Source organism: Amycolatopsis umgeniensis, assembly GCF_014205155.1.
GTDB lineage: Bacteria > Actinomycetota > Actinomycetes > Mycobacteriales > Pseudonocardiaceae > Amycolatopsis > Amycolatopsis umgeniensis.
The window spans coordinates 5,254,405-5,280,500 of record NZ_JACHMX010000001.1 but is presented as its reverse complement, the minus strand read 5'-3'; the positions used below and the strand labels follow the sequence as shown (position 1 = coordinate 5,280,500).

General features: G+C 69.3%; 24 protein-coding genes. 14 read left to right on the top strand and 10 right to left on the bottom strand.

What is annotated here, in order from left to right; all coding sequences use genetic code 11:
• Positions 1-57: 57 nt before the first annotated feature.
• Positions 58-2,475: a DNA helicase PcrA gene (pcrA, locus tag HDA45_RS25055; RefSeq protein ID WP_184899214.1), complete on the bottom strand. Its 2,418-nt coding sequence runs from the start codon at positions 2,473-2,475 to the stop codon at positions 58-60.
• Between the two features lie 90 nt (positions 2,476-2,565).
• Here pcrA and HDA45_RS25050 point away from each other — a divergent pair, with 90 nt between their 5' ends.
• From HDA45_RS25050 to HDA45_RS25020, 7 genes are all read left to right on the top strand, one after another.
• A complete protein-coding gene (locus HDA45_RS25050; protein ID WP_184899212.1) occupies positions 2,566-2,976 on the top strand; it encodes a DUF1707 SHOCT-like domain-containing protein in 411 nt (136 codons plus the stop codon).
• 168 nt (positions 2,977-3,144) lie between these two features.
• The gene (locus HDA45_RS25045; RefSeq protein ID WP_184899210.1) at positions 3,145-3,432 is read left to right on the top strand and encodes a chorismate mutase; all 288 of its coding nucleotides are present in this window, start codon (positions 3,145-3,147) and stop codon (positions 3,430-3,432) included.
• A 283-nt stretch (positions 3,433-3,715) separates the two neighbouring features.
• On the top strand, positions 3,716-4,021 hold the full coding sequence (locus tag HDA45_RS25040) for a hypothetical protein (protein WP_005165118.1): 306 nt from the start codon (positions 3,716-3,718) through the stop codon (positions 4,019-4,021).
• 339 nt (positions 4,022-4,360) lie between these two features.
• A complete protein-coding gene (locus tag HDA45_RS25035) occupies positions 4,361-5,581 on the top strand; it encodes a hypothetical protein (RefSeq protein WP_246480778.1) in 1,221 nt (406 codons plus the stop codon).
• A gap of 255 nt (positions 5,582-5,836) precedes the next feature.
• A complete protein-coding gene (locus tag HDA45_RS25030; RefSeq protein WP_184899208.1) occupies positions 5,837-6,676 on the top strand; it encodes a hypothetical protein in 840 nt (279 codons plus the stop codon).
• Between the two features lie 219 nt (positions 6,677-6,895).
• A complete protein-coding gene (locus HDA45_RS25025; protein WP_184899206.1) occupies positions 6,896-8,512 on the top strand; it encodes a protein kinase domain-containing protein in 1,617 nt (538 codons plus the stop codon).
• Positions 8,513-8,525: 13 nt separating this feature from the next.
• Entirely contained in the window at positions 8,526-9,587 is a 1,062-nt protein-coding gene (locus tag HDA45_RS25020) for a serine/threonine-protein kinase (RefSeq protein ID WP_184899204.1), read from the top strand.
• Here the strand turns inward: HDA45_RS25020 and HDA45_RS25015 are convergent, their stop codons facing one another.
• Together HDA45_RS25015 and HDA45_RS25010 are read right to left on the bottom strand one after the other, a co-directional pair.
• Complete coding sequence (locus HDA45_RS25015) at positions 9,588-10,256, bottom strand: alpha/beta fold hydrolase (RefSeq protein ID WP_184899202.1); 669 nt, start codon at positions 10,254-10,256, stop codon at positions 9,588-9,590.
• A 115-nt stretch (positions 10,257-10,371) separates the two neighbouring features.
• Positions 10,372-11,271: a LysR family transcriptional regulator gene (locus HDA45_RS25010; protein ID WP_184899200.1), complete on the bottom strand. Its 900-nt coding sequence runs from the start codon at positions 11,269-11,271 to the stop codon at positions 10,372-10,374.
• Positions 11,272-11,372: 101 nt separating this feature from the next.
• Between HDA45_RS25010 and HDA45_RS25005 the strand changes: the two genes are divergently transcribed.
• Entirely contained in the window at positions 11,373-12,314 is a 942-nt protein-coding gene (locus HDA45_RS25005; RefSeq protein ID WP_184899198.1) for an EamA family transporter, read from the top strand.
• A 146-nt stretch (positions 12,315-12,460) separates the two neighbouring features.
• Here HDA45_RS25005 and HDA45_RS25000 read toward each other — a convergent pair whose 3' ends face one another.
• From HDA45_RS25000 to HDA45_RS24990, 3 genes are read right to left on the bottom strand one after another with little or no spacing between them, the layout of a single operon-like run.
• Positions 12,461-12,829, bottom strand: coding sequence for a DUF4345 domain-containing protein (locus tag HDA45_RS25000; RefSeq protein ID WP_184899196.1), 369 nt, complete (start codon positions 12,827-12,829; stop codon positions 12,461-12,463).
• Positions 12,830-13,504: a response regulator gene (locus tag HDA45_RS24995; protein WP_005165099.1), complete on the bottom strand. Its 675-nt coding sequence runs from the start codon at positions 13,502-13,504 to the stop codon at positions 12,830-12,832. It lies immediately after the preceding gene.
• A gap of 41 nt (positions 13,505-13,545) precedes the next feature.
• Entirely contained in the window at positions 13,546-14,901 is a 1,356-nt protein-coding gene (locus HDA45_RS24990; RefSeq protein ID WP_184899194.1) for a PspC domain-containing protein, read from the bottom strand.
• Between the two features lie 111 nt (positions 14,902-15,012).
• Between HDA45_RS24990 and HDA45_RS24985 the strand changes: the two genes are divergently transcribed.
• Together HDA45_RS24985 and HDA45_RS24980 are read left to right on the top strand one after the other, a co-directional pair.
• Positions 15,013-16,287, top strand: coding sequence for a PspC domain-containing protein (locus HDA45_RS24985; RefSeq protein ID WP_184899192.1), 1,275 nt, complete (start codon positions 15,013-15,015; stop codon positions 16,285-16,287).
• Complete coding sequence (locus tag HDA45_RS24980) at positions 16,280-16,522, top strand: hypothetical protein (protein WP_184899190.1); 243 nt, start codon at positions 16,280-16,282, stop codon at positions 16,520-16,522. The genes HDA45_RS24985 and HDA45_RS24980 overlap by 8 nt, the downstream gene beginning before the upstream one ends.
• Before the next feature lie 178 nt (positions 16,523-16,700).
• Here the strand turns inward: HDA45_RS24980 and guaA are convergent, their stop codons facing one another.
• The gene (gene guaA / locus HDA45_RS24975) at positions 16,701-18,257 is read right to left on the bottom strand and encodes a glutamine-hydrolyzing GMP synthase (RefSeq protein WP_343072146.1); all 1,557 of its coding nucleotides are present in this window, start codon (positions 18,255-18,257) and stop codon (positions 16,701-16,703) included.
• A 127-nt stretch (positions 18,258-18,384) separates the two neighbouring features.
• On the opposite strand from guaA, the gene HDA45_RS24970 reads away from it, so the two are divergent.
• Genes HDA45_RS24970 through HDA45_RS24960 form a run of 3 tightly spaced genes read left to right on the top strand, consistent with a single transcriptional unit; the run spans position 18,385 to position 21,468 of the window.
• Complete coding sequence (locus HDA45_RS24970; RefSeq protein WP_184899184.1) at positions 18,385-18,915, top strand: DinB family protein; 531 nt, start codon at positions 18,385-18,387, stop codon at positions 18,913-18,915.
• 53 nt (positions 18,916-18,968) lie between these two features.
• Entirely contained in the window at positions 18,969-20,003 is a 1,035-nt protein-coding gene (locus HDA45_RS24965) for a zinc-dependent alcohol dehydrogenase family protein (RefSeq protein ID WP_184899182.1), read from the top strand.
• 19 nt (positions 20,004-20,022) lie between these two features.
• The gene (locus HDA45_RS24960; protein WP_184899180.1) at positions 20,023-21,468 is read left to right on the top strand and encodes an aldehyde dehydrogenase family protein; all 1,446 of its coding nucleotides are present in this window, start codon (positions 20,023-20,025) and stop codon (positions 21,466-21,468) included.
• On the opposite strand, the gene HDA45_RS24955 is transcribed toward HDA45_RS24960, so the two are convergent.
• The 3 genes from HDA45_RS24955 to HDA45_RS24945 are packed head-to-tail and all read right to left on the bottom strand — an operon-like array spanning position 21,465 to position 25,410.
• Positions 21,465-22,919, bottom strand: a complete 1,455-nt coding sequence (locus HDA45_RS24955) for an FAD-binding oxidoreductase (protein ID WP_184899178.1) — start codon at positions 22,917-22,919, stop codon at positions 21,465-21,467. The genes HDA45_RS24960 and HDA45_RS24955 overlap by 4 nt on opposite strands.
• Positions 22,920-22,971: 52 nt before the next feature.
• Positions 22,972-23,694: a maleylpyruvate isomerase N-terminal domain-containing protein gene (locus HDA45_RS24950; RefSeq protein ID WP_184899175.1), complete on the bottom strand. Its 723-nt coding sequence runs from the start codon at positions 23,692-23,694 to the stop codon at positions 22,972-22,974.
• Between the two features lie 9 nt (positions 23,695-23,703).
• Entirely contained in the window at positions 23,704-25,410 is a 1,707-nt protein-coding gene (locus HDA45_RS24945) for a GMC family oxidoreductase N-terminal domain-containing protein (protein ID WP_184899173.1), read from the bottom strand.
• 77 nt (positions 25,411-25,487) lie between these two features.
• Between HDA45_RS24945 and HDA45_RS24940 the strand changes: the two genes are divergently transcribed.
• Complete coding sequence (locus tag HDA45_RS24940; protein WP_184899171.1) at positions 25,488-26,048, top strand: DinB family protein; 561 nt, start codon at positions 25,488-25,490, stop codon at positions 26,046-26,048.
• Positions 26,049-26,096: the final 48 nt, after the last annotated feature.

Below are 26,096 nucleotides of genomic sequence, written 5' to 3'. Positions count from 1 at the left end.
GGTATACGGGAAGGGTCCGACAGTTTTCGGTCGCGGCGAGGAAACCGCAGGTCAGAGCTACAGTTTGACCATCGGGACGCTCCCGATGAGCATCAGCCGGACCTTGCCCGCGGCGCCGAAGTCGATCGTCGCGGTGGCACGGGGTCCGGCGCCGTCGCAGGCGACGACGGTCCCGAGTCCGTACTTGTCGTGGCTGACCCTGTCGCCGACGTCGAGTTTGAGCGCGACGGTGTCCTTCCAGCCCTTGCCGAACGGGCTCGTACCCGCCGACCGCGACGGCGACGAGGAGCCGCCACCGCGGCTTCCCCACGTCGTCGCCGCACGCGGCGAGCCGCCCGACGAACCGAAACCGCCGGAGGACGACGACGGCGCGAGCCTGCGCCAATCGACCAGATCGGCGGGGAGCTCGTCGAGGAACCGCGAAGCCGGGTTCATCTGCGGCTGGCCCCAGGCGGAACGCACCATCGAGCGGGAGACGTAAAACCGCTTCCTGGCACGCGTGATCGCGACGTAGGCCAGCCGACGCTCCTCGGCCAGCTCTGTCGGGTCACCGAGCGCGCGCATATGCGGGAAGATCCCGTCTTCCCAGCCCGTGCCGAAGACGACCGGGTACTCAAGGCCCTTCGCGGTGTGCACGGTCATCAGCGTGACCACGCCCGCGTCATGCCCTTCGCCGTCGTCTCCACCGTCGGCGGCGGGGATCGAGTCCGCATCCGCGACCAGCGAAACCCGCTCCAGGAACGCGGGCAGCGAGCCCGGCTCCGGTACTCCGGGGTCGACGGGGACGGCTTCGGGGAGTTCGCCGTCCGGACCGGCGACCTCGGCGGTGAATTCGGTGAACTCCCGCGCGACGGTGACGAGTTCCGTCAGGTTCTCCACCCGCGACGCGTCCTGCGGATCGTCGGACTCTTCGAGTTCCGCGCGGTAGCCCGTGCGCTCCAAGACCGCTTCGAGGATGTCCGCGACCTCGGCGCCGCTCTCGACGATCTCGCCGAGCTCGTCCATCAGCTCGACGAAACCGGTGATCGCCTTGGCCGAACGCGGGTTCAGCAGCGGCACCTCACCGTTGACGGCGCCGCGCAACGCCTGCGCGAACGAGATGCGCTCCCGCTCGGCGTACGTCGCGATGACCGCTTCGGCACGGTCGCCGATGCCGCGTTTGGGGACGTTGAGGACACGGCGAAGGCTGACAGTGTCTTCCGGATTCGCCAGCACCCTCAGGTACGCGAGCATGTCGCGGACTTCGCGCCGTTCGTAGAACCGCACCCCGCCGACGACCTTGTACGGCAGGCCGAGGCGGATGAAGATCTCTTCGAAGACACGCGACTGGTTGTTGGTGCGGTAGAAGACCGCGACGTCGGAGTAGTCCGCTTCGCCCTTGTCCGCCAGCGCGTCGATCTCGCCCGCGACGAACGCCGCTTCGTCGTGCTCGTTGTCCGCGACGTAGCCGACGATCTTCTCGCCGTCACCGGAATCGGTCCACAGCCGCTTCGCGCGCCTGTTGGGGTTTCGCGCGATGACCGCGTTCGCCGCGTTCAGGATCGTCTGGGTCGAGCGGTAGTTCTGTTCCAGCAGCACGGTCCGCGCGTTCGGGAAGTCGCGTTCGAATTCCTCGATGTTGCGGATGGTCGCCCCGCGGAAGGCGTAGATCGACTGGTCCGCGTCACCCACGACGCACAGCTCGGCCGGCTCGAGCTCCGCCTCGTTCTCCTCGGTGCCGACCAGCTCGCGGATCAGCGTGTACTGCGCGTGGTTCGTGTCCTGGTACTCGTCGACCAGCACGTGCCGGAACCGCCGCCGGTAGTACTCGGCGACGTCCGGGAAGGTCTGCAGGAGTTCGACCGTCCGCATGATGAGGTCGTCGAAGTCGAACGCGTTGGCCTGGTTCAGCCGCCGCTGGTACTCGACGTAGACCTCGGCGACGCGGCGTTCGAGATCGTTGCCCGCGTCGGCGACAGCCTTGTCCGGGTCGATCAGTTCGTTCTTGAGGTTCGAGATGTGGATGGCCAGCGTGCGCGCCGCGTACTTCTTCGGGTCGATGTCGAGATCACGGGCGACGAGCGTGATGAGCCGCTTCGTGTCGTCCGAGTCGTAGATGGAGAAACTCGACGACATGTCCAGCGTTTTGGCCTCACGGCGCAGGATCCGCACGCACATGGAGTGGAACGTCGACACCCACATCGCGTTCGCGCGGCGGCCGACGAGGTCGCTCACGCGCTCCCGCATCTCCGCGGCCGCCTTGTTGGTGAACGTGATCGCCATGATCTGGCCGGGGTGCACGTCCCGCTCGGCCAGCAGATACGCGATCCGCCTGGTCAGCACCCGGGTCTTGCCGGAACCCGCGCCCGCGACGACCAGCAGCGGCGAGCCCGCGTGGGTCACGGCCTCGCGCTGCGCCGGGTTCAGGTCGTCGAGCAGGTCCGCGTGCCGGGGCTTGGCGGGACCGTCCGCTGGGAGATCGAAGAGGGTGTTCATCGCCGGTCCACGCTACAGCGCCGGGCGTAGACGCCGTTGCCGCCTGCCGTCCGACGCGCGGCCGGTGTTCGCGGCGGAAGATCGGATGCCATGGACACCAACGGAATTCCCTCCCGGCTCAGGGCCGCCGACGCCGACCGCGAGCGGGTCGCCTCGCTCATCCAGGCCGCCGGCGGCGAAGGCCGTCTCACTCTCGAAGAAGTAGAAGACCGGCTCGGCACTGTGTATTCCACCAAGTACACAGACGAACTCGACGCGCTCACCTCGGATCTGCCGAAGGCCACGCCGAAGCGGCGCCCGGTCGTCTTCGGGCATCCGGCGGTGCGGATCCACCTGGCGGTCGCCGTGGTGCTCTCGGTGCTGCTGATCGTCCGCTGGACGGTTTCGGGCGTGCCGTTCTTCTGGCCCGCGATGCCGATGTTCTGGCTGGCCATGAGCGTCCTCGTGCACGCGCGGGTGCGAAGTCGTTTCCGGCGGGGTGGCGGCATCGCTGTGGCATAATGATCGGTATGCGGCACGCGACGCGATTTTTTTACGGGACCCGGACTCCGGCTCCCGTGATCGCATAGTGCCACTGATGCCATCACCCGAAGCCCCGGAGTCCACGGACCCCGGGGCTTTACGCTGTTCCGGGGGCCAGCAGGGAATCCGGACCGAAGAGAGGTCCCGATGAACACCACACAGAAGCCGGACGCCGAAGAACCCACCGCCACGGCCGAAGAGATCGGTGAGCTCCGCGAGGAGATCGACTGGCTCGACGGCGAAATCCTGCGGCTGGTCAAACGCCGTGTGGAGGTCTCCAAGACGATCGGCGCGGCGAGGATGGCCGCGGGCGGCACCCGGATCGTCTACAACCGCGAGATGGACGTGCTGGCGCGCTACCGCGAACTGGGGCCCGAGGGGCGGCAGCTGGCGATGGCCCTGTTGAACCTGGGCCGGGGCAGGCTGGGGCGATAGCGAGGGCAGGGGCGAGGTGTCACCCGCTCGCGGTCGGTCCGCGGAGACGCAACATCACCTGTCCGACGGACCGCACCGGACCGAGGGGGACTCGAGCGGGCTCGGACGGGTTCGCGTGATCAGACGGACGACACGCGTGGCTGGAGGAACGACTCGCGGTGAGACGCGGTCCGGGCGATAGCAAAGGTCCCTTGCTCTCCCCCGCGTCACGATTGCGTGCAGTGAGGCGGAACTCAGGGTGTTCCCCGAGCCATCACGGCTCGGGACCAGGCAAACTGGACACATGATTAACCTCATCGCCGTGATCATCGCGATCGCCGGCGTCCTCGCGGCATTGGGCCATCTCGGTTACCTCGCCATGCTGAACAACGCGGCGGGTAAGCGCGCGGGCGGTACCCCCATCGCCCAGTACGTCAAAACACGCTGGCCGATCGCAGCGGGTACCACCGCCGCCTCGTTGTTCGCGTGGTTGCTCACGAGTGGGGGAACGCCGCTCGACATCATCGCCATTTTGCTTGCAGCGGGTAGCGGGATCACCGCCACCAAAGCCCTGCAGTCGACCCAGCAGAAGTACCGCAGCGGCAACTGAACGGCTTCACCTGCCCCGATAGCACTGCGTAACGTCACCGAGGCCCGTTCGGCCGCGCCCGACCGAGTGAAACATCTGCAACTTGCAGAGTGGGTGAAGACTTGCGGGGCATCGAGCTTTTAGTGTGGATCCCGTGAGGACCCTTGCGTCTGGGTCGGGCGATGCCCGTATGGCGCGCGGGGGCATCGGCCCCGCGCGCCCACAGTCGCATGCGCGTGCATTTGCTCACGAGAGTGCCCGGGAGTCTGCAAGCGAGGGATCCCGTGAAACCGCTGCTCCGTTCGGCTTAATCGGTGTCACATCGCCGTCAGGGGCGGCCCATGAGGGGGTCGCTCGGACATGAACGGCTGGGCGGGACACCAGGGACGGGACGGCACCGCGCAAGCGGGCCGTCACCGGGCGGGCGGCACCGAAAGCTGGACTCCACCAGTGCCGCCGCGGCGGCAACGCCCCACCGGGCACGGGCATCACGCGCACAGCGAGTTCGCCCCGCCCTCCACCGGTTCCCTGCCCCTGCCGCCACCGCGGAACAGGAGGGCGCCGAGCCCCGGCTATGCCCCATCGAGCGGCCGTCTGCCGCTCCCCCAGCCCGCTCGCGAGGTACCCGTGGAACGCCCGGCCCGTGTCGAGGTCTCGTTCACCGAACCCGTCCGGCCCGCGAAGGCGGCCCAGCGCACGAAGGTGACACTGACAGCGCCCGCTCCCCGTCGCCCCGAACCGATCGAGACCGACGAGAGTGACGACGTCCGTGTCTACATGGCCCCGCCCCTCGACGGTCTGAGCACCTTCGATCTCGGGTCGGTGCCCGCTTCGGTGACCCCGCCCAAGACCTGGCGCAAAGCCGCCTGGTTCGCCGCGGCCGCGTCCGCGCTGGTCGTCGTCGGCCTGCTCTTCGCCGGTTCGTTCCTGGTCGGCAAGCCCGCCACGGAACAGCAGAGCCAAGGCGGCTGGCCCGGATATCGCGGCGGCAGCCCGTTGACGAACGAAGGTCTCGCCGGCAACAGCGACCCCGCCACGCCTCAGGGCGGCGCGGCGGCCAACCCCTCCGATTCCGAGACCGACTCCTCCACCCGGGACGACCGCAGTTCCGTCAATTCCGACACCTCCTCGGACACCGACAGCCCCGGTGGCGGCGGGTCGCGACCCGACTCGAGCGGCCCTGTCACGACCGGACGGCCCGCGCCGTCGTCGAGCGATCGGCCGCAGAAGCCGCCGGTCATGCCCGCCGACCGCACGACCACGACTTCCCCCTGGTACGCGTCGCAGCCGGACGCGAAAGCGATGGGCGACAACACCGAGGTCTTCCTCAACACAGTCACCACGAACCCCAACGAGGCCTCCTCGGTGACCTCCGGCGGCCTGCGCGAAGAAGGTGCTCAGGGTCTCCGTGAGCGCTACGCCGACGTCGCCTACTTCGAGGTGAAGAAGGTCAGCATCGACCAGCGCCGCGGCGTCACGGTCAACACCGTCGAGGTCACTCACAAAGACGGGACGAAGACCATGGAACAGCGCACGCTGACCTTCGGTGACGACGACAAGATCGTCGACGACGGCATGTAGGTGTCGCGCACGTGCAAGCGTCCTGTTCCTCTGCACGTGCGGTGCGACAAGCGGTTGCCCCTGGTCCGGGTGGGTGACCTAAGCTGCCGTTCGTCGTATCGCGACGGCATTCCGGCGATAGAGCCTGGCCGCGGACCGTCTCCACAGGGTTACCTGACGACAGCAAGGTCCGCACCGTTCAGAAGACGGCCGCGCGGACCAAAGGCGTCGGCCGAACGGCCCAACGCCTGCCCCGGAACCAGAGCGAGGAATTTCGTGCTTGATCGACAGCGCATACGGCGTGAGGACGCCGTACGTGTCGAGGACGTCATCCCAGAAGAGATCCTGAACGACACCCGCGTCGACCGCGAGTACCTCGAGCAGGTCTTCCGCGAGCCGCAGAAGTTCGTTCCCGCCCGCACCCGTGAAGAGCCGTCGCCGCGGCCCGAGCCCGAAGAAGAGCCGGAGAGCCGCACCGCCCGGCGGGCCAAGCTCGCCGGTCTGGTCGCCGCGGGGCTGCTGGTCGCGGGTGCCGTCGTCACCGCGGGCGTGCTCGCGGGGACCCAGCGGCAGGACTCGGTATCGGGCGCCGCCGCGACCGAAGTGATGAGCGGAGCCGCCGCGCTCGGCGGGCTCGCCGTCCCGGACGCCACCGAGCCGCAGCGGAAGCAGGAGACGCCGACGCCCTCGGGCACCAGCACGAAGGCCCAGCCGTCCTCAGGCACCGGCTCGGGTTCGGGCACCCGGCAGGGTTCGACGTCCAGCAGCACCAGCTCGCAGCCCGCCGCCAAGCCCGCCGTCGGCACCGCCGAGGGCAAGATCGACGCGGTCCGGAAGTTCTACCAGACCGTCGACGCGGATCCCTACGGCGCGATGTCGCTGCTCACGCCGGTGCTGGCCGATTCGGAAGCGGGCAGGCTGATCCAGGCGTGGAGCTCCATGGACGCCATCCAGATCCAGGACATCCGGGAACAGGCCGACGGCACGATCCTCGCCGTGGTGACCATGCGCAATCCGGACGGCGCGCTCGTACGGGTCACGCAGGTGCTGGAATTCGCCGACGAGACGACGGGCCTGATCACCGACGCCCGGCTGTTGTCCGCGCAGCACATGTGACGGATACCCGGCGTCGAACAGCCCTCTACCCAGGGCGATCAGAGTGTGCCGCGTGTGTGTGCGCAGAGTGAGCGCCTAGCCTTGTCACGAGTCGGTCTCGGAAAAGCCGGCACACAGACCACTACATGTGCATACGCTCCAACGCTGTGGCGTGCTGAAGGCCGCACCGCGTGCGCGGACGACTCCGCGGCGTGAAGACGGAGCCCAAAGGGAGGTCGCGTGAGCGACGAGGGTCGCCTGGTCGCCGGTCGATATCGCATCGCCGGGCGGATCGGCACGGGCGCGATGGGTGCCGTCTGGCAAGCGCACGACGAGGTACTCGGCCGCACGGTGGCGATCAAGCAGTTGCTGCTGCAACCGGGCCTCGAAGCTCACGACGCCGAGGACGCGCGCCAGCGCACCATGCGTGAGGGCCGGATCGCCGCCAGGCTGCACCATCCGAACGCCATCTCGGTGTTCGACGTCGTCACCGACGACAACGGTCAGCCGTGCCTGATCATGGAATACCTGAACTCCACCAGCCTCGCCCAGGAATTGCAGGAGCACCGGACGCTTCCGCCGATCGAGGTGGCCAGGATCGGCGCGCAGGTCGCGGCGGCGCTGACCGAGGCGCACGCGGTCGGCATCGTGCACCGGGACATCAAGCCCGGCAACATCCTGCTGGCGCCCAACGGCACCGTGAAGATCACCGACTTCGGCATTTCGCGGGCCAAGGACGACGTCACGGTCACGAAGACCGGGATGATCGCCGGAACCCCCGCCTACCTGGCGCCCGAGGTGGCCATCGGCGGCGACCCCGGCCCGGAGTCCGACGTCTTCTCGCTCGGCTCGACGCTCTACGCGGCCTGCGAAGGCCAGCCGCCGTTCGGCCTCAGCGAGAACACGCTGAGCCTGCTGCACGCGGTCGCGGCCGGGCAGATCATCCCGCCGCGTCAATCCGGCCCGCTCGCGAGTGTGCTGGCCGTGTTGCTGCACCCGGAGATCCGGCACCGCCCCACCGCCGAAGAGTGCGAAGAGCTCCTCGCCGCTGTCGCGCGGGGTGAAACGCCGCTGGGCGGCCCCGCCGACGAGACCGTGCTCGCCGCCCCGGTCGCGGGCGCGCTCGCGGGCGCCGGCGTGACCCAGGCACTCGACAGCGAGTCGGCAGGCCATTCGGGCTCGCTCCTCGACGAGCAGACCGCGGCCGGTTCGTACTACGACGAAGACGACTACCACCAGCCCGCCGCGTCGAGGTACCCGGAAGACGACTACGACGGGTACGACAACTACGACGAGACGGCGTTGCTGTCCGAACGCGGTCACCCCGGCGGCGGCCCGGCGCCCACGCGCGCCGTCCCGATCCCCGCGGGCGACTACGACGACGATCCTTACGACGACGACTACGACGACAACCCGCCTCCGCCGCCTCCTCCCACCCGGGCGCGGACCAGCCCGGTGGATGACGACGACGAGAAGCCGGGCGCGTGGAAGAAGCCCGCGATCATCGGTGGTGTCGTGGTCGTGGCGCTGGCCGCGCTGGGCTTCTGGCTGCTGAGCCCGAACAACCCGGAGACGCCCGCGCAGGTGGGGAACTCCTCGACGAAGCCGACCCCGTCGGCGACGTCTTCGGCTCCCGAGACGACGGAATCGCCGTCGGACACGCAGTCGGCCGAGCCGCCGAAGGAGACGACGTCGTCGAAGAAGACTTCGAGCAAGGCGACTCAGACGCAGGAGCCGGATCCGCCGACGCCGACGAAGACGCCGACCAGGACGACGCCGACGAAGACGCCGACTCCCACGACACCGACGCCGACGAAGTCCGAACCGACCGACACGTCCCCTCCGGCGACCCCTTGACCCGAGGATTGCATTGAGTTCTGAAGGTTCCATCGTCGGCGGCCGATACCGCCTGGACCAGCCCATCGGGCGTGGCCGGGCGGGCATCGTGTGGCTGGCGTTCGACACACGCCTGCTCCGCACCGTCGCGATGAAGCGCATGTATCTGCCCGTCGGTCTTCCGCCGGACCGGGCGGAACAGGCCAAATCCGTCGTCGTCCAAGAGGGCAAGGACGCGGCCAAGTTCGAGCACGCCACCGCCATCAAGGTGTTCGACGTGCTGCCCGACGGGCCGGACGTCTGGCTGGTGATGGAGTACATCCCGTCGCGCGGGATGGCGACCTTCCTGGCCGAGCACGGCAGGCTGACCGCGGAACAGGCCGCCGCGCTGGGCATCATGCTCGGCCGCGCGCTGGCCGCGATGCACGAGGCCGGGGTGGTGCACCGGACCGTCGAGCCGGGCACCGTCCTGCTGGCCGACGACGGCAGCGTGAAGCTCACCGACATCGGCATCACCGGTGGCGGCGCGAGTCCGGCGTACCGGGCGCCCGAGGTGGCGCGCGGCGAACCGGCGACTTCGGCTTCCGACGTGTTCTCGCTGGGCGCGACGCTGTACACGGCCGTCGAAGGCGTGCCGCCGTTCGGTGAGGACGGCCAGTCTTCGGAACGGCCACCACAGACCGCCGGCCCGCTGGCCGGCGCGCTGCGCAAGATGCTGCGGGCCGAGCCGGACGTGCGGCCGACGATGGCCGACACCGTCCGCTCGCTGGGCGCGATCACCGAGGGGCGGCAGACGGCGTTCATCCCGCCGACGGCGCCCGCCATGCCGACGATGCCCGCGTCGATGCCGATCCCGATGCACCAGGCGCCGCAGCAACAGCAGCCGGTTCCGCAGTTCCCCCAGCACCAGCCGCAGCAGTATCAGCCGCCGCAGCCGCAGCAGTACGTGCCACCGGCGGCGCCGCAGCAGCAGTACGCTCCCGCGGCGCCGTCCGCGGCGAAATCGCCCGACACCCGCAAGTGGCTGTTCACGGCGGGCGCCGTGGTGGCGGCGATCCTCCTGGGTGTGCTTTTCGCGGAGCTGTTCCTGATCTAGCTACAGCCGCTCGCGAATCAGCGTCACCAATTCGACGGGGCGGCTGAGGTACGGGCTGTGGCTCGCGCGCCAGGTCACCTGTGTGTCGCATCGTGCGGCGAAGTGGGCGACCATTTCCGGTGCCAGCGCCCGGTCTTCGGTGCAGGTGATGTAGGTGTTCGGGGTGTTCTTCCAGGCCGCCCCGATCGGTGATTCGGTGAAGATCGAGACGGGCTCCGGGCGCAGCAGGGCCGTGGCCCGCTCGACGTCGGCGTCCGAGCAGTCCGCGTACATGGCCTCGCGGACTTTGGCGAGGTCGAGGTGGGTCATGCCCGCGTCGTCGAAGATCAGGGGCAGCGGCTCGGGTTCGCGGCCGGTTTCTTCCTGGACCCGGTCGATCCAGTACTGCGCGGTCTCACCCGGTTCGCTGACGATCGCGGCCAGGAGGATCAGGTGGGAGACCCCCTGGAGCCCGCCAGCGATCACTCCACCGTAGGAATGCCCGAGCACCACCGGCGGTTCGGCGGCCTTGTCGACGATTTCCTGGACGATCCGGGTGGATTCGGCGACCGGGCGGGCGCCGATGTCGGGGACGGTGACCTCGGCGCCTTCCCGACGCAGGCGCCCGGCGACGTCGTCGAAATGGGCGGGCTGGTGCCAAGAGCCGTGCAGGATGATCAGGGGACGCACGGGGGTCCTTTCGCTGGCGGGGGTTCGTGGCTTCCCCTCCAGGCTGTCGACCGCCGGCCCGGCTGTTCAAGCGCAGCCGGTTTTCGTGCCCATCCGATCCCGGTTGTCTGTCCGGTCAGGCCGCTTTCGCCGCTTCGCGGATCGCGCCGAGGAACCGGCGCACCGCGGGATGTTCCCTGGCGTGCGCGGCCACGGCCGCGTGGATGGAGCGCACCGGATCGGGACGGCGGACCTTGCGGATGGCGACGCCGGGATGCGGGGCGCCGAGGCCGAGTTCCGGGATCAGTGCGACCCCGAGCCCGGCGGCCACAAACCCTTGTGCGGTCTGGTAATCCTCGGATTCGACGACGTGGTTCGGGGCGAATCCGGCCGCGCCGCAGGCGTCGAGCAGGATGTCGCGGCAGGCGCCCGGGAGGCCGTCGACGCCGACCCACGGATCCTCCGCGAGCTCGGCGAGATCGAGGACGCGTTTGCGGGCGAGCCGGTGGTTCTTCGGCAAGATCGCGCGATACGGGTCGTCTAGGAGGTGGATGTACTCGACACCCTTGACGCGGGGAGTGCTGGTGGGGAGCACGATCATCGCGACTTCGGCCTTGCCGGACTCGATGTCGGGCATCGAATCGTCGGGCTCGACCAGTTTCAGGTCGAGGCGGACACCCGGGAAGTCCCGGCGCAGCGCGGCGACGGCCAACGGCACCAGCGAGGCGCCCGCCGTGGCGAAGTAGCGGATCGCGAGCCTGCCGGTGCGGCCTTCCTTGAGTTCGGTGAGCGCCGCCTCGGCCTTGGCGAGCTGGGTGCTGAGCGTTTCCGCGTGCTCGGACAGCAGCGAACCGGCGGGCGTCGGGCGCACGCCGCGGCCGACGCGCTCGAGCAGTTCGACGCCTGCTTCCCTTTCCAGGGTGGACAATTGCTGGCTGATCGCGGAAGGTGTGTAGCCAAGGTTCCGGGCGGCGGCGGTGATCGAACCGCTGCTGATCACGGCTCGGAGGACCTGCATGCGGCGGACGTCCAGCATGGTCTGATCTTACAGTTCTTCTTAACTCTCCATGCAGTTATTTTCGCTTGTCCTTACGCGTCGGCGCAGTGAAGCTGAGCCAGGCACATAAGGAGGACTGGGTGGGCGAGACGAAGACCCTGCTGCGGATCGGCGCGCTGGCGCTCATGTGGGGATCGAGCTTCTTCTGGATCAAACTGGGGCTCGGCGCGTTCTCGCCGGTGCAGCTGGTGCTGGCGCGGGTGGCGCTCGGCGCGGCGGTCCTGATCGGGCTCTGTTATCTCGGCCGGGACAGGCTGCCGTCGGGTCGGCGGATCTGGGGACATCTGGCCGTCGCGGCGTTCTTCCACAACGCGCTGCCGTTCCTGCTGTTCGCGTGGGGTGAGCTGACCGTCGACTCCGGGATCACCGGCGTCCTGAACTCGACGACGCCGCTGTGGGTGCTGCTGGCCGCACCGATGCTGGGCACGCGGACCAAGATGACCGCGGTCCGCGTCGCCGGGCTCGTCGTCGGACTCACCGGGATCCTGCTGATCTTCGCGCCGTGGGAAGCCTCCGGTCTGCTCAGCTGGGGCGCGCTGGCCTGCCTCGCGGCGGCCGCGAGCTACGGGTTCGCGTTCGTGTACGAGGGCAAGTACCTCACCGGCACCGGCGACTCGCCGATGTCGCTCGCGGGCGGGCAGATGCTGCTCGCGACCGGGTTCCTGCTGCTGGCGATGCCGATGGGCGGTTTCGAACCGGTGCACCTGAGCACCGGCGCGATCGTCGCGGTCGTGATCCTGGGGATCGGGTCGACCGGGATCGCTTTCGCGCTGAACTACCAGCTCCTCGCCAGTGAGGGCGCCGTCGCGGCGTCGATCGTCGGCTACCTGCTGCCGGTGGTCTCGGTGCTGCTGGGGGCGGTGTTCCTGGCCGAGCCGCTGAACTTCCGGGTGATCGCCGGGATGGTCGTCGTGCTGGGCGGGGTCGCGCTGACCCGGCTCCGCCCGAAAGAGCGGGGGACCTTTGCTACCGCCCCCGTGGTGGAGCGCCCCCTCGCCGCGGCCGGGGACGCGGCCCCGTGACCTGCGTTTAGCGGGCTAAACGCGCTCCGCCCGCCCGGGCACCCGCCCAGACCGGCGGAGCGACTTTAGCGGGCTAATCGCGACGCGGTGGGGCCTGGGGGGCGGGCTCGCCGGATCGCGATTAGCCCGCTAAAGGCGACGTGTCGTCAGAGGACCGAGACGACGAGCAGGGCGGCCATGACCAGCTCGACCCAGAAGTAGAGCCAGCTCGGGTAGAACCGTTCGGGCCGTTCCGCGAACCGCGCGACCAGCCGTCCGAAGGCCATCCCGGCGAGCGCGACGGCCACCGCGATCGCGGCACCCCGCTGGATCCCGCCGACGTCGAAGGCCGCGAAACCGAGCAGCACCGCGATGGCCACCCCGAAGCCGCCATAGACCGCGCGCACCTCTGTCCGAGCGGTCGCGGAGTCCAATTTGATCCCGAACGGCTGGATCAGCCGCCTCGGCGCGGCGAGCCCGAGCAGCCCCATCCCCAGGAAGAACACGGCCACCAAGCCGATGAGAACAGGCGCCATCTAGACGAGGCGCCGGTCGGAAGCCCACCGCGAAAGCTCGTACCGGTTCGAAAGCTGCGTCTTCCGCAGCACGCTCGAAACGTGCGTCTCGACGGTCTTCACCGAGATGAACAGCTCCGACGCGATCTCCTTGTACGCGTACCCGCGCGCGAGCAGCCGCAGCACGTCGCGTTCCCGCGGCGTCAGCAGGTCCAGGTCCGGGTCGCTGATCGGCGCGGAACCCGGCCGGTCGGCGAAAGCGTCGAGCACGAACCCGGCCAGCCGCGGCGAGAACACCGCGTCGCCGTCCGAGACCCGCACGACGGCGCGCACGAGTTCCTTCGACGAGATCGTCTTCGTGACGTACCCTCGCGCCCCGGCGCGGATCACGGCGATCACGTCCTCCGCGGCGTCGGAGACCGAAAGCGCGAGGAACACGACGTCCGGCAGTTCCGGCCGGACCCGGCGCAGCACCTCGGCGCCGCCGCCGTCCGGCATGTGCACGTCGAGCAGCACGACCTGCGGCTTCGTCCTGGCGATCCCCGCGACCGCCTCGGCCACCGAGCCCGCCTCACCGACCACGCGGACGTCGTCGGTGATCGAGTCCAGTTCGGTGCGCACGCCCGCCCGGAAAAGCGCGTGGTCGTCGACGAGGAAGACCTTGACCGGCTCCCGCGTCTGCTGGTTCTCCGTCACGATGCTCCCTCACTCGCCCTGTGGGAGTGAGCATAGCGACCTCACGCCGCACCCTTCCCCGCTTTGACCGGCATCTCCAGCTGGACCTCGGTTCCTTCACCCGGTGCGGTACGCAGTTTGAGCTTCCCGCCGTGCCGTTCCATCCGCCCCCGGATGGAATCGGCGAGACCGTGCCGATCATTCGGCACCACGTCGGGGTCGAACCCCTTGCCCCTGTCACGTACGAAAACCGTCACCGCCGTCGGCTCGACCTCGGCGTACACGCTGACCTCGTCGACTCCCGCGTGCTTGGCGGCGTTGACGATCGCTTCGCGGGCAGCCTGGACCAGTGCGGTCAGCGGCTCGTTCAGCGTGGCCTCCCCCACGACGACCTGCTGCACCGAAATCGCGAACGCGTCCTCGACCTCGCCGCACGCGGCCGCGAGCACCTCGGACAACTGCCCGCTGACGGCTTCCTCCTCGGTCTTCTGGCTCTTGCCGTACCCCGTCGGCCCGTACAACCAGCCACGCAGCTCACGTTCCTGGCCGCGCGCGAGCCTGGCGACCTCACGCGGCGATTCCGCCTGCTTCTGGATCAGCGCGAGGGTCTGCAGGACCGAGTCGTGCAGATGTGCAGCGATCTCGGCGCGTTCGTCGGTGCGGACGCGGGCGGTGCGCTCGTCGGAGAGGTCGCGGACCAGGCGCAGCCAGAACGGGACGGTCAGCACGGCCACCCCGAACAGCGTCGCGATCACCGCGACCAGCGCGAACTTGACCTGGTCGATACTGCCGCTCTGCAGGACGACGACGCCGATCCCGGTCATCACCAGCGCGACGCCCGCGACGACCCGGATCGCGGCCGACCAGCCTCCGCCGCCGAGGAACGCCCCGGCGACACTGCCCTTGGCGCCGAGACGCCAACGCCTGCGCTGCGATTCGTCGGCCTCGCGCCAGACGACGGCCGCGCCGATCATGGCCAAGGCCAGCGGGATGGCGACCCAGCCGCTGATCAGGCCGGTCAGCGTGCCGCTGGCGACGGCGAGGCCGACACCCAGCGCCATCAGGCCGAACGCCTGCTGCTTTTCCTTCGGCGCGGATTTCTCCGGCTCGACCTCACCGGACTGCTGCTGGACGAACACCCAGAGCAGGCCGTACGCGAGCAAGCCCATGCCGTTCAGCGCGGCCAGCAACGCGAACGCCGTCCGGACCCAGAGCACCTTGACGCCGAGGTGGTCGGCGAGGCCGCCGGCGACGCCCGCGATGGCGCGGCCGGACCGTCGGCGGTACATCTTGGGCGGTTCGAACGGCGTCAAGGGCAGGCTGCCGGGCACGGGCACCGGAGTGCGCTCGATGATCGTCGGCTTCACCTGCTCGGCGAGCTCGTCGGGGACGGATTCCTGCACGTTCTCCATGGTCACATGGAGTGTGGCACTGATCCATCGGGGAAACCCCTGACTCTTCCCGCTGGGGGAAACCTCAGGGACGTTCCCGGATGTGGCGGGGGTCGGCCGGGGCGCATTCTTTGTGGCATGAGTGGGAGTGAGACACACACGCCGAAGCGCGGCCCCGCGGCCGGCTTCGAAGAGACCGTCAAGGATTTCTGGCGGAGCAGGCCGGTCCGCCCGGCACACGGCCGCAAGTTCGCCGGTGTCGCCGCGGGGATCGGCTACCGGTACGGCATCGACCCGACCGTGGTCCGGGTGGCGCTGGTCGCCGCGACCGTGTTCGGCGGCTTCGGTGTCTTCGTCTATCTGCTGGGCTGGCTGTTCCTGCCGCAGGAAGGCGACCGCGTTTCCGCGTTCGAGGGCCTGATCGGACGGGGCCGCTCGTCGAGTTCGCCCGCGTTCGCGGTACTGCTGCTGATCCTGCTGTTCCCGGGACTCACCTGGACCCTGAGCGGCGGCTGGATGACCGACGGCACCGGCCTGATCGGTTTCGCGCTGATGGCCGTCGCGCTGTACTTGCTGCACCGCAACCGCGGGCAGTTCAACCGGCCGGTGCAGCCCGCTCCGGCTCAACCGACCGCAGCGTTCTCGATGGCGTCGGCGTCTTCGGCGGCCTCCGCCTCGACGGCGACCGCGGGTGGCTGGGACCCGCTCGCGGCGGACCCGTCCGCCTGGGACCTGCCGAACGCGTCGCCGTCCGGCGGGCTGCCGCCGCAGAGCCCCCCGCCGCCTCCCGCGCCGCCGGTGCCCCGCGGCCGGAAGTCGAAGATCGGCGTCGCGACCTTCGGGATCGCCGTGCTGGTCGGTGGGGTCGGCACCGTCCTGGGCTTGGACGGCGAGGCGTGGTTCACCCTGCAGCACGTCGTCGGGCTCACCCTGGGTGTGGTCGGCATCGGACTGGTGGCCGGTTCGTTCGTGCGGGGCGGTCGCGGACTGATCGGGCTGGCGGTGCCGCTGGCGATCGTCGGGATGGCGCTGACCACGGTGCCGTTCGAGAACTTCTCCGTGAAGGGCGGCCTCGGCGACCTGAAGGCCACGCCGAGCCAGGTGTCGGAGGTGCTGCCGGAGTACCACCGCTCGGCGGGGGACATCGACATCGACCTGACCAAGCTGCCCGCGGGAGCGTCGGTGACCACGAAGGTCTCCAGCGGGGCCGGCAACTCGACGGTGCTCGTGCCGATGGGTGCCGAAGTGAAGGTCTCCTGCGAGACGGGTGCGGGCGACGTCGACTGCCTCGGCCAGTCCCGCTCGGGGGTCGGTGAGGACGCCGTCGACTTCACTTCGGCGGGCACCAGCGGCCAGAAGATCGTCCTGCAGGTCAAGAACAGCGTCGGAAACGTGGAGGTGCGTCGTGGCTGAGTACGACTACGACAACTACGACAGCACGCAGGCCCAGTCGGCTCAGCCCGCGAAGCGCGGGGTGGACGTCTTCACCCTGGTCGTCGGGATCGCGACGCTGCTGGTTTCGGGTTACGTCCTCTCGGACGGCTCCTCGTGGCTCCCGCAGTTCGACTTCCGCTGGGTGATGGCGGGCGGCGCGATCTTCGTCGGTGTCCTGCTGCTCGCCGCGTCGGTGCGCAAGAGCCGCCGCTAGCGGCCGCTCTCACGATCCACCCCACTCCTGAAGGCCCCGGCCCCTCGCCGGGGCCTTCGCCTTGCTCCCACCTGCGGAGCGGAGCGACTTTAGCCCCCTAATCGCGATCCGGTCGCCCAGGTGCCCGAGGCCCCCAGATCGCGATTAGCCCGCTAAACGCGGGTCGGGCGGGGACGGGTCACTCCCACTCGATGGTGCCCGGCGGCTTGGACGTGACGTCCAGGACCACCCGGTTCACCTCGGCGACCTCGTTGGTGATGCGGGTCGAGATCCGCTCCAGGACCTCGTAGGGCAGCCGCGTCCAGTCCGCGGTCATCGCGTCCTCGGACGACACCGGCCGCAGCACGATCGGATGCCCGTAGGTCCGCCCGTCGCCCTGGACGCCGACACTGCGGACGTCGGCCAGCAGCACCACCGGGCACTGCCAGATCTCACCGTCCAGCCCGGCCGCGGTGAGCTCCTCGCGCGCGATGGCGTCGGCCGCGCGCAGCGTCTCGAGCCGCTCGGCGTCGACGGCGCCGATGATCCGGATGCCGAGTCCCGGCCCGGGGAACGGCTGCCGCTGCACGATCGTCTCCGGCAGCCCGAGCTCCAGCCCGACGCGCCGCACCTCGTCCTTGAACAGCAGGCGCAGCGGCTCGACGAGCTCGAACTGCAGGTCGTCGGGCAGCCCGCCGACGTTGTGGTGGCTCTTGATGTTCGCCGCGCCCTCGCCGCCGCCGGATTCGACGACGTCCGGGTACAGCGTGCCCTGGACCAGGAACTTGTAGTCACCCTCGGCCTTGAGGTCACGCTCGGCCTGCTCGAACACGCGGATGAACTCGCGGCCGATGATCTTGCGCTTCTCCTCGGGGTCGGTGACCCCGGCCAGCGCGTCGAGGAACCGCTCGCGCGCGTCGACGGTCACCAGGTTGACCCCGGTCGCGGCGACGAAATCGCGCTCGACCTGGGTGCGCTCACCGGAGCGAAGCAGCCCGTGGTCGACGAACACGCAGGTCAGCCGGTCACCGATGGCCCGCTGGACCAGCGCGGCGGCCACGGCCGAGTCGACACCGCCGGAGAGCCCGCAGATAGCCCGGCCGTCGCCGACCTGTTCGGCGATGCGCTTGACCTGGTCGTCGACGATGGACGACGTCGTCCACTGCGGCCGGATGCCCGCGATGTCGTGCAGGAAGCGGCGAAGCACCTCTTGTCCGTGCGGCGAGTGGTGCACCTCGGGGTGGTACTGAACGCCGGCGAAGCGACGCTCGACGTCTTCGAATCCGGCGACGGCGGCACCGTCGCTCGACGCTGTCACGGTGGCGCCCTCGGGAGCCTTGGTCACGCTGTCGTTGTGGCTCATCCACGCGGGCTGGCTGTTCGGCAGCCCGGCGTGCAGGACGCCGCCCTCGCCGGCGACGCGGACCTCGGTGCGGCCGAATTCGCGGATCCCGGTCGGCTCGACCGTGCCGCCGAGGGCCTGCGCGAGCACCTGGTGGCCGTAGCAGATGCCGAGGATCGGCACGCCCGCGTCGACCAGCCCGGGGGCGAGGGCGGGGGCGTTCTCCGCGTACACGCTGGAAGGACCACCGGAAAGGATGATCGCAGCCGGATCCTTGGCGAGGACGTCCTCGGCGCTGGCGGTGTGCGGGACGACCTCGGAGTAGACCTGCGCCTCGCGCACGCGGCGCGCGATCAGCTGCGCGTACTGCGCCCCGAAGTCCACGACGATTACCGGACCGGTGGGACTGGGCACCTGAAACCTCCAGATCAGAGCAGTACGCTTCCCCACCATCGTCCCAGGTGGGCCCGGTCACCCCGCCGCCAACCCCCTCCCGATTCAGGACAGCGGCTGACCTCGAGTGGGCCTACCGTCCAGGAATATGAGCATCGACTGGAGCAAGGAACTTTCCGAACAGCTCGACTGGCACTGGACGCAGCACCTCCGGCCGCGGCTGGACACCCTCACCGACGACGAATACTTCTGGGAGCCCGCCGAGGACTGCTGGTCGATCCGTCCTCAGGAGGACGGCCGCCTGATGATCGATTGGGCGTACCCCGAGCCCTCACCGCCGCCGGTGACGACGATCGCCTGGCGCCTCGCCCACATCGTCATCGGCGTCTTCGCGATGCGGAACGCGTCGCATTTCGACGGCCCGCCCGTCGACTATCAGACCTTCCCCTACGCGGCCTCCGCCAAGGAAGCGCTGGAGCAGCTCGACGACGCCTACGCGCGCTGGCGTGACGGCGTCCGCGGCCTCACCGCCGAAGACCTCGAGCGCCCCTGTGGCGAGGCCGAGGGCCCCTATGCGGAGTACCCGTTCGTGGCCCTGGTCCTGCACATCAACCGCGAGGCCATCCACCACGGCGCCGAGATCCTCCTGCTGCGCGACCTCCACGCGCGTCGCGATTAGCCCGCTAAAGGCGACGCGCCCATACTGAGGCGAGCCCAGGAAAGGACCTCGTCTTGCGAGCGACAGTCATCTACGGCGCCGGCGACGTGCGTGTCGAGACCGTCCCGGACCCGAAACTGAGCGAACCGACGGACGCCCTCCTCCGCGTCGTCCGCTCGTGCATCTGCGGCAGCGACCTCTGGCCGTACGGCAGCATGCCCGCGCGCGATCGCGGCGTCCGGATCGGGCACGAGTTCCTCGGCGTCGTCGAGGCCATCGGCTCCGACGTCACCACGCTCAAAACCGGCGACCTGGTCGTCGCGCCCTTCGTCTACTCCGACAACACGTGCCAGTTCTGCCGCGAAGGCCTCCACACGTCGTGCCTGCACGGCGGCTTCTGGGGCGCGAAGGGCGTCGACGCCGGCCAGGGCGAGGCCGTCCGTGTCCCACAGGCCGACGGCACCCTCGTCAAACTGCCGCACACCGAGGACGACGACCTGCTCGCGGGGCTCCTCACCCTCTCCGACGTGTTCCCGACGGGCCATCACGCCGCGACCAAGGCGGGCGTGAACGAGCGCACGACGGTCACCGTCATCGGCGATGGCGCCGTCGGCCTCTCCGCGGTCCTCGCGGCGAAGCGTCTCGGCGCCGAGCGCATCATCCTGATGGGTCGTCATCGAGCCCGCACGGACCTCGGGCGCGAGTTCGGCGCGACGGACGTCGTCTCCGAGCGCGGCGACGAAGGCATCGAGAAGGTCCGAGAGCTGACGAACGGCGAAGGCACTCACACCGTTCTCGAATGCGTCGGCACGAAGCCCGCCTTCGAGATGGGCGTCGGCGCGGTCCGCCCGGGCGGCACGATCAGCCGCGTCGGTGTGCCGCAGTACGAAGAAGGCCCTATCGGCCCGCCGCTCTTCCGCCGCAACATCACCGTCACCGGCGGCGTCGCCCCCGCACGCCACTACATCCCCGAGCTGCTCGACGACGTCGTCGAGGGCAGGTACCACCCGGGCAAGGTGTTCGACCGGACCATCGGGCTCGAAGAGGTCCCCGAGGGTTACCGCGCGATGGCGGATCGCGAAGCGCTCAAGGTGCTGGTCAAACCCTGACTGGAATACCTTGTCATCCATGGACATGATCACCCCGGAACCGCGCCCCGCCTGGATCGCCGGCCGCGCCGAGCAGGGCGCTTCGACGCTCACCGTGCACCACCCCTACGACGGAAGCGAAGTCGCCACCGTCGCGGTGCCCGGCCCGGAGCAGGTCGAACGAGCGGTGAGCGCGGCGGCGAGCGTCGCGAAGGAGTTCCGACGGTCCTCGGCGCACAGCCGCGCCGCGGCGCTCGACCATGTTTCGCGGGTTCTCGCGGGCCGCGCCGAGGAGATCGCCGAGGTCATCACCGCCGAGAACGGCAAACCGCTCAAGTGGGCCGAAGCCGAGGTGCGGCGCGCGGTGTCGGTGTTCCGGATCGCCGCCGAAGAGGCCCGCCGGTTCAGCGGCGACCTCCAGCGACTGGACACCGACCCGGCCGGTGAAGGCAGGCTGGCGCTCACCCGCCGGATTCCGCGCGGCCCGGTGCTGGGCATCGCGCCGTTCAACTTCCCGCTGAACCTGGTGGCACACAAGGTCGCGCCCTCACTCGCGGTCGGCGCGCCGATCATCGTCAAACCCGCGCCGCGGACACCGCTGGCCGCATTGATCCTCGGCGAGATCCTGGCCGAGACGGACCTGCCGGAAGGCGCGTTCTCAGTGCTACCGCTCGGCAACGAGGAGACTTCGTCGCTGGTCGCGGATCCCCGTCTGCCGGTCGTTTCGTTCACCGGTTCGGGTCCGGTCGGCTGGTCGCTCGCGGACGCCGCGCCGCGCAAGCACGTCGTGCTCGAACTCGGCGGCAACGCGGCCGCCGTCGTACTTCGCGACTGGCCGGATCCCGAAGGCGCGGCCCATCGCATCGCGACCTTCAGCAACTACCAGGCCGGGCAGTCCTGCATCGCCGTGCAGCGCGTCATCGTCGAACGCGAGGTCGCCGAAGAATTCGTGCCCGCGCTGGTGGAAGCCGTGCAAGCACAGCAAACCGGCGACCCTTACGACAAGAACACCGACGTGGGACCGGTCGTCGACGAGGCCGCCGCCGAGCGGATCGTGGCCTGGATCGACGAGGCCGTCGCCGCGGGCGCGAAGATCCTCACCGGCGGCAAGCGGGACGGCGCGACGGTGGAGCCGACCGTGCTCACCGACGTCCCACCGTCCACAAAGGCCTGGGCGGAGGAGATCTTCGGCCCGGTGCTCGCCGTGTCCATTGTGGATGGTGTCGACGAGGCTTTCGCCTCGGTCAACGAATCCGCTTACGGTTTGCAGGCCGGAGTGTTCACCCGCGACGTGCATCTCGCCTTCTACGCCTCGACAGAACTCGAAGTCGGCGGCGTGATCATCGGCGACGTCCCGTCCTACCGCGCGGACCAGATGCCCTACGGCGGCGTCAAGGGATCGGGCGTCGGCCGGGAAGGCGTTCTCGCCGCGATGCACGACCTCACCGAGGAACGCGTCACCGTCTTCACCGGCATCGACCTTTAAGCCGGGGTGACGGCCTGCGCGAACCCGAACACCTTGTCCGGGTCGTAGGTCTTCGCCACCTGCTTGAGGCGAGTGGCGTTGTCGCCGTAGTAGGCCGTCATCCAGTCGGGCAGGCCGGGGTCGATGTAGTTGACGTAGCCCCCGCTCAACCCGATCCCCGTCACCACCTCGGCGACGGAACCCGTTGCCACGGAACGGTTACGCGTATCCGCCTGGCTGTAGATCTGCACACTGCCGATCGCCTTGCGATGCCAGAACGCGGTGGCGTCCGGAGCGATGTCGGCGACCGCCCCGCCGAGGCCGTCGACCAGCAGGTCCATGCCTCGCCTGCCGTTGAGGATCGAGGTCAGCTTCGCGGGATCCGTCGGTTCACCGAGTATCCGCGATGAGGCCACAAAGGACTGACGATTCTCGCTGCCGGAGAAGTACTTCATGGCGCCGAGATAGTCGAGCTGCTTCACCGTCCGCGTTCCCTTGACCTTGCTGGTCAGCTTGTCCAGCTCCCGACCCAGTGAAGCGGAGTCGCCGACGTAGCAGCCGGAAACCCGCGCACCGACCGGAGATCCTCCCGACAGCACGACGTTCGCCCACAGCTCCGGCGGCGCTTCGGGCAGCCATCGTTGCCACTCGGCGAGGACGTCGTTCGCGCTGCCCGCCGGGAAATGCAGCGAGAACACCGAGACGACCGAGGGCGACGGATCGGTGCGGAAGGTGAACGAGGTGACGACACCGAAATTACCGCCACCTCCCCCGCGCAACGCCCAGAACAACTCCGGCTCGGAATCGGCCGAGGCCGTCCGCAGCTTTCCGTCCGCCGTGGCGACCTGCGCGGACACCAGGTGATCACACGTGAGCCCGTATTTGCGGGCGAGGACACCGATTCCGCCGCCGAGCGTCAGCCCGGCGATGCCGACGCTGGGACAGGATCCCGCGGGCAGGCAGCGCCCCGCGCTCGCGAGGGTGGCGTAGACATCCTTGAGTTTCGCGCCCGCGCCGATCACGACCTGTTCGCCCTGAACGTCCACTGAGGACATTCCGCCGAGGTCGATCATCAGGCCCGCGTCGGGAACGGAATAGCCCGCGTAACTGTGGCCACCACTGCGAGCGGCGATCGGGACGCGCCTCGCCGCCGCTTCGACGGCGGCCTGCACGTCTTCCGGTTTGGCGCATTTCGCGATCGCGGCGGGTTTGAGACCGTCGAAGGCGGGGTTGAACACGCGTTTGGCGTTCTCGTAGCCGGAATCACCCGGCAAGAGCAACGAGACCTTGTTCCGCAGCGCGGCCCAGTCCGGCGGGCCGGACGGCGGCGTGACGCCGGTGCTGGGCGGAAGCGACGTGCCTGGGGCCGAGGTGGGCGCTTGCGCGGGAGGTGCGGCGGAGCACGCCGTCGCGGCCGCCCCCGCCGCGGCCGCGCCGGCGAGTTTGAGGAAGTTCCTTCGCCCCAACTTCATACTTGTGAAGACGCGTGGACGTCGGCCAGGTTGCCGGGCTCACCCGACCGAGTCAGAGCCAATGCGGCAGCGGCGGCACTTCGCCGTCCAAAGTGGACCCTTCGGAGCGGCCGGTGATCCAGGCGAGGACGTCACCGGGCGCGCCGGTCACCTTGGCCGGGTCGCCGGTGCCCATCCGCCACTCGTGCCGCGTCCCGTCGCCGTCGACGGCGACCAGGAGGACCGCGGGCAGTCCCTCGCCGTACCAGGCGATCGCACTGCTCACCATCACCTCGAACTCCTGGCCGAGCAGCCCGGAGACCCGGTCGAAGTCGTAGCCGGAGTCCAGATCGACGAGGTGGATCGAGGTTTCGGACAGCCTTTTGACCAGCACTCCCTCACCGGTGGCCGACCTACCCTGCCGATCGCGCACCTCACCGATCCACGCCTCGTCCGGCATGGACGCGGCCAGGTCCGTGAACCGCTCACCGGAGTCGACGACGTCGTCGACGATCGCCGCGGCGGAGCGGTCGGCTCCGGCCTCGATGCCGGCGTCTCGAGCTGTGGCGGTGGCGTACATCGGCGTCTCGATGCCGGTCTTCGCCCAGGTCAACAGGTTGCCGAGGCCGTCGGCGTTGCGCGCGACGTGCGAGAGCAGATGCGCCCTCGTCCAGCCGGGCAAGGCGCTGGGGGCATGCACCGCGTCCTCGTCGAGCGCGCGCACCACCCGCGCCCATTCTTCGTGCATGGCACGGACTCGTTCGAGCAGGACGTGGGCGCGTTCCGAGGCGGTCACCAGCCCAACTTACCGCCGGAGTGCCGCCGGTGCGTCCGCCGGAACGGACGGGTTCTTGGGCGCGATCGGCTCCAGGCGCGTGTACGGCGAGTCCTGCGACGGCCGATTGTCCGTTTCACCCTTGTTGGGCCACAGCGAGAACGCCCGCTCGGCCTGCGCGGTGATGGTCAGCGAGGGGTTCACGCCGAGATTGGCGGTGATCGCCGAGCCATCCACAATGGACAGACCGGGATAGTTGAAGACCCGGTGGTACGGGTCGATCACGCCGTTGTCGGCCGCCGTGCCGATCGGGGCGCCGCCGATGAAATGCGCCGTCAGTGGGATGTCGAAGATCTCGCCCCAGGTGCCGCCCGCCATTCCACCGATGCGCTCGGCGGTGCGGAGGTTGGCCTCGTGCCCGGCGGGGATGAAGCTGGGGTTCGGCTCGCCGTGGCCCTGTTTGGACGTGTACTTGCGGCGGCCGAAGAGACCGCGCTTGGTGTAGGTGGTGATGGAGTTGTCGAGGCTCTGCATCACCAGCAGGATCACCGTGCGCTCGCTCCAGCGGTAGCCGTTGAGCAGGCGAACAGTCTGGACGGGGTGCTTGAGCATGAAATTGACGGCCTGGCGCCAGCGCGGGACCGCCGAATCGCCTTCGGTGGCGATGGTCTGGAGCAGGCTCATCGCGTTGCTGCCCTTGCCGTAGCGGACGGGCTCGATATGCGTGTTGTCGTCGGGGTGGATCGACGACGTGATCGCGACGCCGCGGCTGAAGTTCCGCTCCTCGTCGACCGAGGTGCGGGCGGCGCCGATGATGGCCTCGGAGTTGGTGCGGGTCAGTTCGCCGAGACGCGGCGAGAGCTTCGGCAGGTTGGCGGTGTCGCGCATGCCGTGGAGCAGGTTCTGCGTGCCCCAGGTGCCGGCGGCGAGCACCACCTGCCCGGCGGTGAGCTTGTGGCGGAACTTGCGCGACGTGGTGCCGGTCTTCCTGATGCTCACCTCGTACCCACCCGCGTTTAGCGGGCTGATCGCGCTCACGGTGGTGAGCGGGATGACCTTCGCGCCGTCCTTCTCCGCGAGGTAGAGGTAGTTCTTGACCAGGGTGTTCTTGGCGCCGACGCGGCAGCCGGTCATACAGGCGCCGCATTCGGTGCAGCCGGTGCGAGCCGGACCCGCGCCACCGAAGTACGGGTCCTCGGCGCGCTCCCCCGGCTTGCCGAAGTACACGCCGACGGGCGTCGGGTGGTACGACCCCGGGACGCCCATGTCCTCGGCGACGCCCTTCATCACGACGTCGGACGGCGTGACGCTGGGGTTGGTGACGACGCCCAGCATGCGGCTGGCCTGGTCGTAATGCGGGCCGAGTTCGGACTCCCAGTCGGTGATGTGGGACCACTGCGGGTCGACGTAGAACGGCTTCAGCGGGCGGTACAGCGTGTTCGCGTAGACCAGCGAGCCGCCGCCGACGCCCGCGCCGGCGAGCACCATGACGTCCTTGAGCATGTGGATGCGCTGGATGCCGAAGCAGCCGACCTGGGGCGCCCAGACGTAGCGGCGCAGGTCCCAGGACGTCTTCGCGAACTCGTCGTCGGCGAAGCGTCGGCCCGCCTCGATGACGGCTACGCGGTAGCCCTTTTCGGTCAGGCGGAGGGCAGCGACACTCCCGCCGAACCCGGAGCCGACGACGATCACGTCGTAGTCGAAGTCGTCTTCAGTGGTGGTGTTACTGGCAGTCACACCCTCGACTGTAACCCCGGCCACCCCTTCTGACCAGAGGTAAGTTACTCGCCGGTTACCTTCCACTCGGATGGTGCATGCTCGTCTTCGTGATCGATGAATTCGCGAAGGAATACCTGCACGGCGATCTGCAAGAGGTCCGCGAGGCGGTGCTCCGCAAGCTCGACGGGCTGTCCGAGTACGACATCCGCCGTCCCCTGACCTCGACCGGGACCAACCTTCTCGGCCTGGTCAAGCATCTGGCGGCATGGGAGGCGCGGTACTTCGGCGAGGTCTTCGATCGGCCGTTTCCCGAGGCCATCCCCGAACGCGGCACCGACCTGTGGGCGACCGAGCACGAAACCCGCGAGGAGATCATCGATCGCTACCGACGTGTCTGGGCGCACTCCGACGCGACCATCGCCGCGCTCGCCGTCGACTCGCCCGGTCACGTGCCCTGGTGGCCGCGTCCCGACGTGATGCTGTTCAACGTGCTGGTCCACATCCTCACCGAGACCAACCGGCACGCCGGGCACGCCGACATCCTGCGAGAGCAACTGGACGGCTCCGTCGACCTGGCCCCGGCCAAGGACGCGGCCTTCTGGGAGACCCGGCGGGCGGAAATCGAACGCGCGGCCAGGGCAGCCGAGCGACTTTAGCGGGCTAAACGCGAAACAGGAGGGGCTCATGGGACTGCTGGGGCACCT